The 12,967-nt window shown below is 73.6% G+C and carries 9 protein-coding genes; 2 read left to right on the top strand and 7 right to left on the bottom strand.

Features of this window, described 5'->3' with window-relative positions; genetic code table 11:
- The first annotated feature begins 139 nt into the window (after window positions 1-139).
- A complete protein-coding gene (locus tag DTB53_RS33205) occupies window positions 140-3,484 on the top strand; it encodes a S8 family peptidase (RefSeq protein ID WP_012377643.1) in 3,345 nt (1,114 codons plus the stop codon).
- Between the two features lie 137 nt (window positions 3,485-3,621).
- Here the strand turns inward: DTB53_RS33205 and DTB53_RS33210 are convergent, their stop codons facing one another.
- The 4 genes from DTB53_RS33210 to DTB53_RS33225 form a co-directional block, all read right to left on the bottom strand.
- A complete protein-coding gene (locus tag DTB53_RS33210) occupies window positions 3,622-4,296 on the bottom strand; it encodes a hypothetical protein (RefSeq protein ID WP_012377644.1) in 675 nt (224 codons plus the stop codon).
- Window positions 4,297-4,382: 86 nt separating this feature from the next.
- Window positions 4,383-5,909 (bottom strand): ATP-binding protein, encoded by a 1,527-nt coding sequence (locus tag DTB53_RS33215; protein WP_012377645.1) that lies wholly within the window; start codon window positions 5,907-5,909, stop codon window positions 4,383-4,385.
- Entirely contained in the window at window positions 5,906-6,589 is a 684-nt protein-coding gene (locus DTB53_RS33220; RefSeq protein ID WP_012377646.1) for a response regulator, read from the bottom strand. Before DTB53_RS33220 ends, DTB53_RS33215 begins: the two co-directional genes overlap by 4 nt.
- A gap of 90 nt (window positions 6,590-6,679) precedes the next feature.
- Entirely contained in the window at window positions 6,680-7,306 is a 627-nt protein-coding gene (locus DTB53_RS33225) for a class I SAM-dependent methyltransferase (protein WP_012377647.1), read from the bottom strand.
- A gap of 115 nt (window positions 7,307-7,421) precedes the next feature.
- On the opposite strand from DTB53_RS33225, the gene aph(3'')-Ia reads away from it, so the two are divergent.
- Entirely contained in the window at window positions 7,422-8,240 is an 819-nt protein-coding gene (gene aph(3'')-Ia / locus DTB53_RS33230; RefSeq protein WP_012377648.1) for an aminoglycoside O-phosphotransferase APH(3'')-Ia, read from the top strand.
- Window positions 8,241-8,343: 103 nt separating this feature from the next.
- Here aph(3'')-Ia and DTB53_RS33235 read toward each other — a convergent pair whose 3' ends face one another.
- The 3 genes from DTB53_RS33235 to DTB53_RS33245 all read right to left on the bottom strand — a co-directional run bounded on the left by DTB53_RS33235 (window position 8,344) and on the right by DTB53_RS33245 (window position 12,957).
- Window positions 8,344-10,320, bottom strand: a complete 1,977-nt coding sequence (locus DTB53_RS33235; protein WP_012377649.1) for a CASTOR/POLLUX-related putative ion channel — start codon at window positions 10,318-10,320, stop codon at window positions 8,344-8,346.
- Window positions 10,321-10,494: 174 nt separating this feature from the next.
- Window positions 10,495-11,322: a class I SAM-dependent methyltransferase gene (locus DTB53_RS33240; RefSeq protein ID WP_012377650.1), complete on the bottom strand. Its 828-nt coding sequence runs from the start codon at window positions 11,320-11,322 to the stop codon at window positions 10,495-10,497.
- A 249-nt stretch (window positions 11,323-11,571) separates the two neighbouring features.
- The gene (locus DTB53_RS33245) at window positions 11,572-12,957 is read right to left on the bottom strand and encodes a lipase family protein (RefSeq protein WP_042498013.1); all 1,386 of its coding nucleotides are present in this window, start codon (window positions 12,955-12,957) and stop codon (window positions 11,572-11,574) included.
- Window positions 12,958-12,967: the final 10 nt, after the last annotated feature.

Below are 12,967 nucleotides of genomic sequence, written 5' to 3' on the forward strand. Positions count from 1 at the left end.
CCCGCTGTTACACAACGATCATTGAGTGCGTCCGAACGGCCTCGGCATACTTCAGGAATCCGGGGCCGAACGCATATCCGAACGCGCCCCGCGCGGCCGGGCCTTCGCCCGCCCGAACCACTCCTGAGCAGGGGCAGTCTTGCGAAAAAGATCAACGCGGGCGTACGCGCTCATCGCCGCGGCCTCGGTCGCCCTGAGCGCGGGCATGACCGGTCCGGCGTCGGGGAAGACCGGCGGCCCGGACACGGCGTCCCCGTCCGCCGCCAAGGCCTCGGAGGCAGCCGGCCGGACCGCCGGCACCGTCACCCTGATCACCGGCGACCGGGTCCTCGTGGACGCCAAGGGCCGGGTCGGCGGCATCGAACGGGCCAAGGGCCGGGAGGACATCCCCTTCTTCACCGAGATCCACGACGGCCGCACCCATGTGGTGCCGCGCGACGCCCGGCAGTTGATCGCCGACGGCAGACTGGACCGACGGCTGTTCGACATCACCGCCCTGGCCCGTCCGGAGAGCCTCAAGGCCCACCGGGCCGGGCTCAAGGTGATCGTCGGATACCGGGGAGCGTCGGCCGGGTCCGCCCGTGCCGAGGTGCGGTCCACCGACGGCACCACCGTCCGCCGGACCCTGTCGGCCCTCGACGCCGACGCCGTCACCACCGCCGCGGCCACCGACGACGAAGGCGCGCTGTGGGACACCCTGACGCGTCAGCGGGCGAACGGTTCGGCGGCCACCGCGTCCGGCATCGCCCGCATCTGGCTCGACGGTGTGCGCAAGGCCTCGCTCGACAGCAGCACCGGTCGGATCGGCGCCCCCGCGGCCTGGGCCAGGTCGCTCGACGGCACCGGTGTGAAGATCGCCGTCGTGGACACCGGCATCGACGCCACCCACCCGGACCTGGCGGGCCGGGTGGCCGCCGAGCGCAACTTCAGTGCCTCGCCGGACGCCCGGGACCGCGACGGGCACGGCACGCACGTGGCCTCCACGGCGGCCGGCACCGGTGCGAAGGACGCCCGGTTCAAGGGGGTCGCCCCCGGGGCCGAGCTCATCAACGCCAAGGTGCTGGACGACCAGGGCGTCGGTGACGACTCCAGCATCATCGCGGGCGTCGACTGGGCCGTCGCCCAGGGCGCCGACGTCATCAACATGAGCCTGGGCGGCCTCGACACCCCCGGAATCGACCCGCTGGAAGCCCAGGTCAACAAGGTCTCCGCGGAAAAGGGCGTCCTGTTCGCGATAGCCGCGGGCAACAACGGCCCCGACCGGGGCACGGTCGCTTCGCCGGGCAGCGCCGACGCGGCCCTGACCGTCGGCGCCGTCGACGACGACGACCTGATCGCCGACTTCTCCAGCGTCGGCCCCCGTACCGGCGACAAGGCCGTCAAGCCCGACATCACCGCACCGGGTGTGTCGATCACGGCGGCCGCGGCGGAGGGCGTGGCGGGGCAGAACCCGCCCGGCTACCACAGCCTGAACGGCACGTCGATGGCGACTCCGCACGTCGCGGGGGCCGCGGCGATCCTCAAGCAGAAGAACCCCGACTGGACGGGCGCCCAGCTCAAGGCCGCCCTGACGGGCTCGGCCGAGGGCGGCTCCCACTCCGTCTTCCAGCAGGGCGCGGGCCGGCTCGCCGTCGACAAGGCGATCGACCAGACGGTCGTGGCCGAGCCGGTCTCCCTGAACCTGGGCACCCAGGCCTGGCCCCACACCGACGACGCCCCCGTCACCGAGCAGGTGACCTACCGCAACCACGGCAGCGCCGACGTGACGCTGGACCTGTCGCTGTCCGCGCCGACCGGCGGGGACGGACAGCCCGCCCCGGCCGGCTTCTTCACCCTCGGGGCGCAGCGGGTCACGGTCCCGGCGGGCGGCACAGCCGCCGTGGACCTGACGGCCGACACCCGCCTCGGCGGTACGGTCGACGGCTCCTACTCGGCCACCGTCGTGGCGTCCGGGGGCGGCCTGGGCGTGCGGACGGCGGCGACGGTCGAGCGCGAGGCCGAGTCGTACGAGGTCACCTTCAACGCCACCGGGCGGGACGGTGCGCCCAGCACCGGCTGGCAGGCCGACCTGAAGGGCTACTCCGGCCACGCCTCGGGGCAGCGCTTCTTCCCCGACCTGTCGTCCGGTTCCGTCACCGTGCGGTTGCCGCGCGGCACCTACAACCTGTCGGCCGACATGCTGGTCGACCCCGCGGCTCCGGGCGAGGGCGCCGACCTGATCAACAACCCCCGCTTCTCGGTGACCGGTCCGACCACGGTCGACCTCGACGCCCGGACCACCCGGCCGGTGACGTTCAAGGTGCCGGACGCGACGGCCACTCCGACGCGCGCGGGGATGATGTACGCCCTGAACACGCCCGAGACGGGCATCGTCCTGTGGAGCGACTTCACGAGTTTCGACAACGTGCGCACCGCGTACCAGGGCTCCCCGGTGACCGGCGACTCCACCCTCTACCAGCAGTGGTCGGCCCACTGGAAGCGGGGGGCCACCGAGTACAACGCGCTCGCGGGCCGTATCGTCCCGGAGCTCGCCACCGGCTACAGCAAGACGTACACGACCAAGAACATGGCCTTGGTGAAGGTGCGGATCGGTGCGTCGGCGCCCGGCCTCGACGGGGTCGTCAAGGCGTACGGCGAACTGGCCAACGGAGGTGTCGACCCGGCCTTCACCGCGCACCCCCTGCCGGGGACCCGGAAGGTGTACCTGTCCACGGACGACGACGCCGTCTGGAACATCTCGGCGGGTGTCCTGGGAGAGCCGGACCCGGCGGGCGGCCGGAGGATCGAGGCGGCGTACTCCTGGGACGCGTCCCGGAGGCTCGAACCGGGAACGACACACACCGAGACGTTCCACGCCGGGGTGATGGGGCCGCGGATCAAGGCCGGTGACGGGCTGGTGCGCGACGGCGACAACCTCTACGGCTCGCTGGACCTGCTCAGCGACGGGCAGGGGCACACCGGGTTCGCCCGCTACGCCGGTGCGACCACCACGATCCACCGCGACGGGGTGCTGTACGCGAAGGAGGACGCGGCCGTCGACCAAGGGGCCTTCGCGCTGCCGCCGGAGTCCGCCGCGTACAAGGTGGCGACCACGGTCAACCGGAACCCGGCGGTCTACCGCGCCGGGAACCGGATCGACGCCTCGTGGACCTTCACCTCGGCCCGCACCGAGGCTCCGCAGACGCTGCCGGTCTCGACCGTCCGTTTCCAGCCGCGGCTCGCGCTGGACTCCACCGTTCCGGCGGGCTCCCAGCAGACGTTCCCCGTCGTCGTCCAGGGCGCGGCGGCCGGAGCCGGCCTCAAGTCGCTGCGGGTGACGGTGTCGTATGACGGCGAGAAGTGGCTGCCCGCCAAGGTCGTCTCGGGCAAGGTCACCGTGAGCGCCCCGGCGAAGGACAGGGCGATCTCGTTGCGGGCCGTCGTCACCGACCAGGGCGGCAACGAGTCCGCGGTCACGATCCACAACGCCTTCTTCGGCAGGTGACACGCCCCCGGGTGGAGCACCGTCCGGGTTGATGCCGGGCGAAGCGGCCCGTCGGAACGGAGGTTCCGACGGGCCGCTTCCGTGCCCGCCGGTGCGTTGGCCGGGGCCGCCGGCCTCTCCGCGCCCCCTTCGCGTGCTCAGCGTGCCGGGGCCGGGACCGGGCGGAGGGAGCAGTGGGCAGGAGCGAGACGACCGTCCTGTCCGATCAGCACGACGGGCAGGGCCCCCTGCGTATGGGCGGCGAACGCGGCCGTGCAGACGAGCTGGTCGCGGGCGGGGGCGGACAGCCGCCTGACCCGCAGGTCCAGCCTGACCTCGACGGTCGAGGCGCCCGTCACGACCCGGTCGGCGGCGGAGGCCTCCCGGGGCAGTGAGGGGGCGTTGCGGAGACCGGCCTTCCGCTCGGCCTTGTTCGGCCCGTCGAGCAGGGCGGTGACGGCCGTCAGGGGCGACAGCACCTCACTCGCCTCCTCGCCGTCCGGGGACGGGCTCCCGGAGTCGCCCTGCCAGGGGACGTCGACGATGCGTGGTACGGGGAGCAGTTCGTCGTCGGGAGAGAGGAAGAACAGCAGCACCCGCGAGTCGCGCGGGGGCAACAGGTCACCGACCGGCGGCCTCCCGGCCGCGACCACGCCCGTCTCCTGGATGCCGCAGCCGGAGAGCAGCGCCCCTGCGAGGAACAGCAGCGCGGCCAGGGAGTGTCGCGAAGGGAGCGCCGTCCGTCCGGAGGGCGGGCTCGGCGGCGTCCGGTGCGTGCGATCGCACGGCGGAGGGCCGCCCGGATACCGGAGGTACCGGGGCGATCCCGACAACGCGGCGAGCGTGCGTGCCAGAGGCCGCCGAGCAGGCGGGACTTTCGCAACACGCCCTGGCCCGATCGCGCGGAACGTCCGCTTCCTCACGCTCCGGCCTCCGTGCTGGTGTGAGGGCCGGTCCCCGGCCCTTCGCCGTGTGCGGTCGCCGGACCGTCGGGCGCCCCGTGGCCCGATGCCGGTCCGTCGAAGGGCAGTTCCACCGTGAACAGCGCACCGCCCCCGGGCGCGTTCTGGGCGCGGATCGTGCCGCCGTGGAGGCGCACGTTCTCCTGGGTGATCGCGAGGCCGAGGCCGCTGCCCGACGAGCGGGAGCGGGCGGCGTCCGCCTTGTAGAAGCGGTCGAAGACGTGGGGCAGCGCGTCGGGGGCGATCCCGGGTCCGCTGTCGCGCACCTCGGTGATCAGCGAGCCCGCGCGGGACGACAGCCGGACCGTGACGGGTTCGGCCCCGTGGTGCAGGGCGTTGCCGACGAGGTTGGCCACGATGACGTCGAAGCGGCGCGGGTCGAGGCGGATCCGGATGCCCTCGGGCAGCTCGGCACGGACCCGGTCCTGCCACTTCCTGCCGGACAGGCTGCGCCTCACGGCCTCCGCGGCGTCCACCTCGTCGGTGGTGAGTTCGGCCGCGCGGGCGTCGAAGCGGGACATCTCCATCAGGTCCTCCACCAGCACGGCCAGTTTGCCGGTCTCGGCGCTGATCAGGCGCACCGCCCGGGCGGTGTCCGGGTCGAGCGTCGCGGCCTCCTCGTCCAGCACGTCCGTGACGGCGAGCATCCCCGCGAGGGGGGTGCGCAGTTCGTGCGAGACGTCCGAGGCGAAACGCCGGGCCCGCGCCCCGGCGTCCCGGAGTTCCTGCACGGAGTGTTCCAGACGCGCCGCAGAGCTGTTGAACGTCCGGGCGAGGTCGGCCATCTCGTCCCTGCCGCGCACGGCGATCCGCGCGTCGAGCCGCCCGCCGCCCATGGAGTCCGCGGCACGCCGCAGTTCACGGACGGGGCGCAGCACGCTGCGCGCGGCGAACAGGGCGGGTACCAACGCCACGGCCAGCCCCGGCAGCGCACCGTCGCGGGCGGCGGTCACCAGTGCGTCGATGTCCGTCTCCTCGTTCGTCATGGGCATCACGGCGAAGAGGATCAGACCGCTGGGCACCGCGCCGCCGCCCGCGACGACCCGGGTCATCACCGGCATACCGATGGTGAGATACGCCTTCCCGTCCTTGACGACCCGTTGGAAGCTGCCGTGCGGCGCGGTCCGCGCGGCACGGCGCAGATCTTCGGTCAGCACGCCGGAGACGGGCCGGTCGCCCGAGGAGACGCGCGTCGAACCGTACTCGGCGAACACGATCCAGGGATGGGGTTTGGAGCGGGCCGCGATGTCGTACAGCTCCCACCGGACCGCTTCCAGGTCCAGGGGCAGGCCGGGCACGAACCGCTCGACCTCCTCGCGGAAGGAGGCGACGGCCGTGTCCTGTGCGCGTTCGAGGACCGCGCTGCGCGCCTCCCGGTAGGTCAACGCCGCCGTCGTGACCGCGCTGACCGCGGCGACCAGGAGGAACGCGAGCACCAACCGGGTGCGCACGCCGAACGCGGCGGACGCTCCGGGTATCTTCACAGCGGACCGAAGCGGTAGCCGAATCCCCGCAGGGTCTGTATGTAGCGGGGGTCCTCGGACCGGTCTTCGATCTTGATGCGGAGTCGGCGCACGCAGGCGTCCACCAAGCGCACATCGCTGTGGTAGCTGTGGTCCCAGACCTCTTCCAGCAGCCGCTGTCTGCTGAAGACCTTTCCCGGAGCCGCCGACAGGAACAGCAGCAGCTTCAGCTCGGAAGGGGCGAGGGCGACCGGCTCCGCCGACTTCAGGACGGTGTGGCCGGCACGGTCGATGTCCAGGTCGCCGTGGTGTTCGACGGCGGGCCGCACCCCGGCCGGGGCTTCGATGCGGCGCAGCACGGCACGGATGCGGGCCTCGATGACCTCGGTGCGGGCGGGTTTGACGACGTAGTCGTCCGCACCGGCCTCCAGGCCGACGACGATGTCCATGTCGTCGCCGCGCGCGGTGAGCATGATGATCGGCAACTGGCTGTCGGCGCGTACGCGGCGGCACACCTCGACACCGTCCATCAGGGGCAGCATCAGATCGAGCAGCAGGAGGTCCGGGCGGAAGGCGTCCAGCGCCGCCAGGCCGTCCTCTCCGGTCGCGGTGGCGAGGACCTCGTGTCCGCGGCGGCGCAGCCCCATCTCGACGCCGTCGCGTACGGACGGATCATCTTCGACGAGGACGACGCGTGGCATGCCGGTAGCTCCAGGTCCTGGGACGGCGAGGGCAGAGAAGGGGGCGTTCGGTGAGCGGGCGTCGGGAACGGGCTCCCGGAGGCCGCGGGTTCACCCGGCGGGGCGGGTGTGGACGCTGACCGCGTAACCGCCGCCGTCGTGGTAGGGGTCGCCGCTCCAGGTGGCCCAGCGCTCCCGGGGGGTCAGTCCGGCCCCGGCGCACCACTGGTCGAACTCGGCGATGGTCAGCGGTGCTTCGTCGAGCGGCAGGTGTGCCGCGTCCAGCCCCATGCCGGTGACCAGCAGGCCGCCGGGGCGCAGGGCGGCGGCCAGCTGCCCGACGACGGTCGCTCCGGTACCGGGGGCCAGCAGGGGGATGACGTTTCCGGCGGCGAGCACCAGGTCGAAGCCGGGTTCCAGGCCGAGGTCGTCCAGCCGGGCCAGGTCGCCGAGGAGCCAGTCCTGTGCGGGCGCTTCGCGGCGGGCGACGGCGAGCATCGAGGAGTCGACGTCCACGCCGGTGCAGTGGTGGCCCAGCTCGGCGAGGCGGATCGCGATCCGGCCGGTGCCGCACCCCGCGTCGAGCACTCGGGAGGCCGGGGTCAGCAACGCGGCGCAGAAGGAGGCCTCGCCGTGGACGTCGTGGCCCGACGCGGCGAGCCGTGCGAACCTCCGGGCGTATTCCTCCCCAGCCTGTCCACCGGTCAGTTCCGCCCAACGGTCGCGTTGCCCAGTCATGTTCAGCTCGCCTTCCGGTCAGCCCCCAGCGGGAGCATAAACGAGCCCGACACACCGGGTTCGGTTCGGGTGCTCCGGGACGGCCGGAGGCGTCGGGCTGGTTAGAGTCTGCGCCATGAGTGATCACCCCGGGCCGGGGGCCGTCACGCCGGAGCTGTTCGGCGTGGGCGGCGACTGGCTGGCCGTCACCGCGGGCGAATCGGGCGCCTCCGTCTTTCGCGCCGCGGACGCCACCCGGTACGCCAAGTGCGTGCCCGCCGCGGACGCGGCCGGTCTTGAGGCGGAACGCGACCGGATCGCCTGGCTGAGCGGGCAGGGCGTACCGGGCCCCCGCGTCCTCGACTGGTACGCCGGTGACGCGGGCGCCTGCCTGGTCACCCGTGCCGTCCCCGGCGTACCCGCTGATCGGGTGGGCGCCGATGACCTTCGCACTGCCTGGGGGGCCGTCGCGGACGCGGTCCGTCGGCTGCACGAGGTACCCGTGGCCTCGTGTCCGTTCCGCCGGGGGCTGGACTCCGTGGTCGACGCCGCCCGTGACGTGGTGGCCCGTGGCGCGGTGCATCCGGAGTTCCTGCCGGTGGAGCAGCGGCTCGCTCCCCCGGCGGAGCTGCTGGCCCGGCTCACCGGGGAGCTCGCCCGTCGGCGCGATCAGGAGGCCGCCGACACGGTCGTCTGCCACGGTGATCTCTGCCTGCCCAACATCGTCCTCCATCCGGAGACCCTGGAGGTGTCGGGCTTCATCGACCTGGGACGGCTCGGGGCGGCCGACCGCCACGCCGACCTGGCGCTGCTGCTGGCCAACGCGCGCGAGACCTGGGTGGACGAGGAGCGGGCGCGGTTCGCCGACGCGGCGTTCGCCGAGCGCTACGGCATCGCCCCGGACCCGGAACGGCTGCGCTTCTACCTCCATCTCGATCCGCTCACCTGGGGCTAGGTCCTGTCGTCGAACTGCCGTCGTCGCCCGAAGGGCGGACCTGCGGGGTGAAGTCCCGCCTGCGCGGCGGCGCCTGGCAGGCACGCTCGCTTCGCAACACGCCCTAACGGGCTCCCGAGGGTGCGGAGTCCGCTGTGTCGGACGCGTCCGGTCCGGCGGCGGGTGCGGGCGGGCCGTGGTGGTCCGTCGCGATGACCACCACCTGGTCCTCGGCGTACCAGACGCGCCGTTCGCCCTTCGGCGGGTTGAGCCTGATGCCCTGGTCCCCGGTCCCGGTGCGGGTGATGTCGTGCCGGCGGTAGCCGATCGCGCATTCGCCCCGGTCCCGCGCGGCGGCGACGACGCCGGCGAACGTGGCCTCGGCTCCCGGGCGGATGTAGGCGCCGGCGGGCCGCAGACAGACGGTGTTGCCCTCGGCGGAGAGCAACTCCTCGAAGACGGCCGCCAGATGCCGGTTCTGGGCGATCTGAGCCATGAGGAGGCCGATCAGCATCCCGCTGACGATGACGTCGGAGCCGCTGTTCACCGGTGCCAGGGGCCGGTTCCGGTCGTCGACGAGCTCGGTGACGACCCGCGTCTCGCGTCCGGTTCGCCCGTCCAGCAGGCGCACGGCCAGCAGCGCGACCAGGGTCCAGTCGTCCGGGTGGTCGGGGCCGTCGCCCCGGTCCGGGCCCAGGACGACCACCGCGTCGTACCGGTCGAGGTCGAGGCCGAGCAGGGTCTCGGGCCGTGACAGGGGGGCCTGCCTGAAGCGCACGTCGCGACCGGCCGGTTGCCGGTCCTCCGTTCCTCTCGGTCCGGGTACGGCGCTGTCGGCGACCACCTCCACGGAGGAGCCGGTGCGAGCCGTGCTCCGTAACTGGTCCAGGACCAGGGGGGCCCGGCGGTTCCAGCCGAGCAGCAGCAGCCGCGAAGGATCGTCCGGCTCGGGCCGGGCTGGGGCGATCACCGCGGCGTCGACGAGATGGCGGCAGTCCTCGACCCGGGTGCTGTCGTCATCGCGGGCGAGCACGATCAACCGGCTTCCGGGCAGGACGGCGGTGTCGGCAGGCGGGTTCAGCAGCGTTCGGCCCTCGGGCGTGAGCAGCCCCACCACGCAGGAGTGCGGGTGGCTCAGCAGGGTCGGGCCGAAGGGGCCGTGGTGGAACGCCGTGGAGTCGGCGAGATGGAACTCGTCGCCCGCGAAGTCGAGCAGGTCGCGCAGGACGAGGGAGAGCCCCGGGCGGCCGACGCACTGCGCGATCAGCCGGGCCGTGACCGTGTCGGTCTCCAGGACCGTGCCGCGGGGGCCCGCGGCCAGCCGGGCCGGGGCCCGGTAGCGGTCGTCGCGGATCGCGGCGAGCACCGGCGGCCCGTCCGTGCCCTCGCCGAGGACCGCCCGCAGGCCCAGCAGGACGCGCAGCACCTCCGCGTCGGCCGTCGGTCCGTTCGACGGCAGCACCACCACGGTGCTCGCCGATCGCGGGCTGACGCGTGCCAGGACCTCCGGGTCACTGGCGGGGCCGCTGCGGCAGATGATCCGGGCGCGGGAAGCCGGACCGCCCCGCGCGGTCAGCGCCTCCTCCATCTCGCTCTTGTCGCGGTCGGCGAGCAGCACGATGGCGCGCGGCCGGCGCGGGGCCCGGGCGGCGACCAGTTCACCCACCACGGTGGTCACCTGGTCCGACCAGCCCAGCACCAGGACGTGCCCCTGCTCAAGGACGGTGGACCGTCCCCTGCTCAACTCCGCCATCCGCTCGGCCAGTCCGGTCGTGATCACCCCGACCAGAGTCGATACGCAGAGCAGCGCGACCAGCCCGAGCACAGCGGAGAGCACCAGACGCGGCGGCGTACCGGTGGCCGCTCCAAGACGCAGCGTCTCCGCGCTCATCCGCCAGGTCGCGATCAGCCGCCCCGAGAGGGACGCGGGCGAACCGGGATCCGTCCACACGAGCAGCAGGCTGACCGGGACCACGACGGCCAGGCAGGTGATCACCAGCCAGCCCATCAGGGTGCCGGTCGAGCGGGCCAGCGTACGGTCGAACCGGTAGCGTGCCCAGTCCCGCAACGGCACCCGCGGCCGGCCCTTGGCTGATTCCACTGCCACTCCCCCTCGCCCGCCGCCGCGCACCCCACGGTGGGTGCGGCGGCGGGCGTTCCTCCCGGCAGGGTGCGGCCTCCGTCCTCGGGGCACACCGGGTTCCGGGGTCGATTCATCCTTTCGGGCGCTCGGTGGCGTCGCGCCGCATGCGTTCCGGCCGGTGGCCCGTGCCGGTCAGCCGGTGGCGCCCTCGGGCTTGCGCCCCCAGGCCGTGAGCATGCCGGCCGACAGCGCGGCGCACTCGTCGCTCTCCAGATACCGCGCCGCCGCGTCGACGGCCGCGTCGTCGACCAGGCCCGTGGAGAGCATCGCCTCCCTGCCGCGCCGCCAGGTGTCGGCCCAGAAGCGGCTGATGGCGCTGCCGGGTACCAGCGGCGGTACGTGGATCTCCGCCGCCACCCGCTGGAGCCCCGCCCCGCGCAGGAGGCCCGGGTAGGACGGAACCCGGGAGACGTCGGTGCCGATGGTGGCCCGCAGCCCCTGCCACATGGCCCGCATCGCCGTGGTGTACGGGGTGACCGGCGTCCGGTCGCTCGTCAGGTCGACCGCGTCGCTGAGCACCAGGACGCCTCCGGGTGCGAGGAGTTCGGCCAGGTGCTCGATCAGGCGGTCCCGTTCGGGCAGGTGCATGAGCACGAAACGCGCGTGTACGAGCTGGAAGCCGCCGGGCGCGAAGCCGGGACGGGTGATGTCGGCCTGGAGCACGTCGAGGCCGGGGACGGGGCGTGCGCTCAGGAACCGTACGTCGCGGTCCACGGCGAGCACGTTCGCCACCCCTGCCTCCTCCAGCAGCCGGCGGGAGACCGTGCCCGTTCCGGCGCCGATGTCGAGGCAGCGCCATCCCGGTCCGGCGCCGAGAGAGCGCAGTCGGGCCATCGTGAAGTCGTCGTAGGCGACGGCGCCGAAGTCGATGCGCACCTCCTCCCCGGCCCGGTCGGGGCGGAAGAAGGCCTCGCCGTAACGGCCTTCGCCCGACGCGTTCCCGGGCGGAGGGGCGTTCACGCCATCACCGGTACGAGGTCGTGTCGGGCGTCCGCGGTCCGCCGGGGCCCTCGGCCGCCGGCCGGGGGGATCAGCGGATGGTCGAGCGGTTTCATGGCCGGGCCTCTCCACGCGGCGGGGCGGTGCGGGGGCGGTCCCGGTCGGGTCCGCCCCCGGCCATCCTCCCCCCGCGGTCGCCCGCTCGGCCGAGGCTCGCCGCGCCCGGGGCCGATCGGTGCGAACCGGGCGGGTGCGCCCGGGTCCCGCGGGTCAGGGCTGGACCGGCATGGACCAGCAGTTGGAGGTGGACGGTTTCCCGGCGAGCCGGTCGGTGAGCCAGCCGATCGCAGCGCCCTGGTCGGTGAGGAGGGGCACGAGGTGGTTGGTGAGGATCTTGTCGCCGAGGTTGGGCAGGACGACGGCGTCGTAGGTGACGTCGCCGCCCTTGCGGCACCAATCGACGGCCAGTTGACGGGCCTGTGCGTGCGGGACGATGTCGTCGTGGACGCCGGTGGCCACACGCACGGGGCCGGACGGCTTGAGCGTTCCGATGCGCTGCCGGTCCAGGGCCGCCCTGGCCCGGGGCTCGGCGGCGATGATCTCGCCGATGCTCCTTCCGCTGGTGGTCCAGGTGCCGCTCTTGGTGAATCCGTAGCCGAAGAGGGCGTCTCCGACGCACATGGTGGAGGCATCGGCCAGGGCGGCCTTCCCGGCGGCTCCGATGTTCGCCTCGACGACCGCCCGCAGGTCGGGGTCGGCCTGGGCGAAGCCGTTGATCGACCAGGCCAGCGCACCGGCGAGGGCACTTCCGTCGATGCCCTTCATGACCGAGGTCAGGTCCGCCGGGGGCGCGCCGGCGTAGGTTCCGGCGAGGCGGACGTCGGGGGCGTAGGTGGGCTGGAGTTCGGCGGCCGCCGCGCTGGCGCCGCCGCCCTGGCTGTAGCCGTACAGGCCCGTGCGGGACGCCGCGGTGACCGAGGCTCCGGGCACGGAGCGCGCGGCGCGTGCCGCGTCGAGGAGGGCGTGTCCCTGGTCGAGGCGGTTGACGTAGGTGTGCAGCCGGTCCGTGGCGCCCAGGCCGACGTAGTCGGTGACGACCACGGCCGCCCCGGTGGCCAGGATCCGGTAGACGGCCAGGGCTTCGTAGCCCACGGACACGGTGTCGCCGTTCAGGGTCAGCGGGTGCTGAAGGGCGAAGGACGGTGCGCACTGGTCGCCCTGGCCCATGGTGCCCGAGGCGAGCGCGACCAGGGGGCGCGGTCCGGATCCCTTCCAGGCCGCGGAGGGCTCGATGTAGGCCCCGGTCACGGCGACGGGCGCCCCGGTCGAGTCGGTGGACCTGTACATGAGACGGGTCGCGGTTCCCGGCATCGGGCGGCCGTCGAGGCCGGGGATGTTCAGGCCGAGGGGCAGGGCCTCGCTGCGGATCAGCGCGCCGTTCTCGGCGGGCAGTGCGGCGGGAGGCGTGTAGAACTCCGGGATGGTGACGCCCCGGGAGACGACCGGAGGGGCCTCGGCCGCGGATGCCGGGACGGCGGCCAGGCCCGCGCAGACGGTTCCGGCGGCCACGGTGCAGGCCAGGAGGCGCAGGCGGACCGACGGGCGGCGGTTCGCGGGGGTTGCGGCGGAACGGGAACGGGCTCTCGTGCGGCTCACGGTGTGCTCC

It is taken from the genome of Streptomyces griseus (assembly GCF_900460065.1).
Taxonomy (GTDB): domain Bacteria; phylum Actinomycetota; class Actinomycetes; order Streptomycetales; family Streptomycetaceae; genus Streptomyces; species Streptomyces griseus.

Excerpts from the sequence above, each read along its gene's own strand:
- DTB53_RS33220 (WP_012377646.1), bottom strand. The coding sequence starts at position 6,589 with ATGCCACGCGTCGTCCTCGTCGAAGATGATCCGTCCGTACGCGACGGC.
- DTB53_RS33225 (WP_012377647.1), bottom strand. The coding sequence starts at position 7,306 with ATGACTGGGCAACGCGACCGTTGGGCGGAACTGACCGGTGGACAGGCT.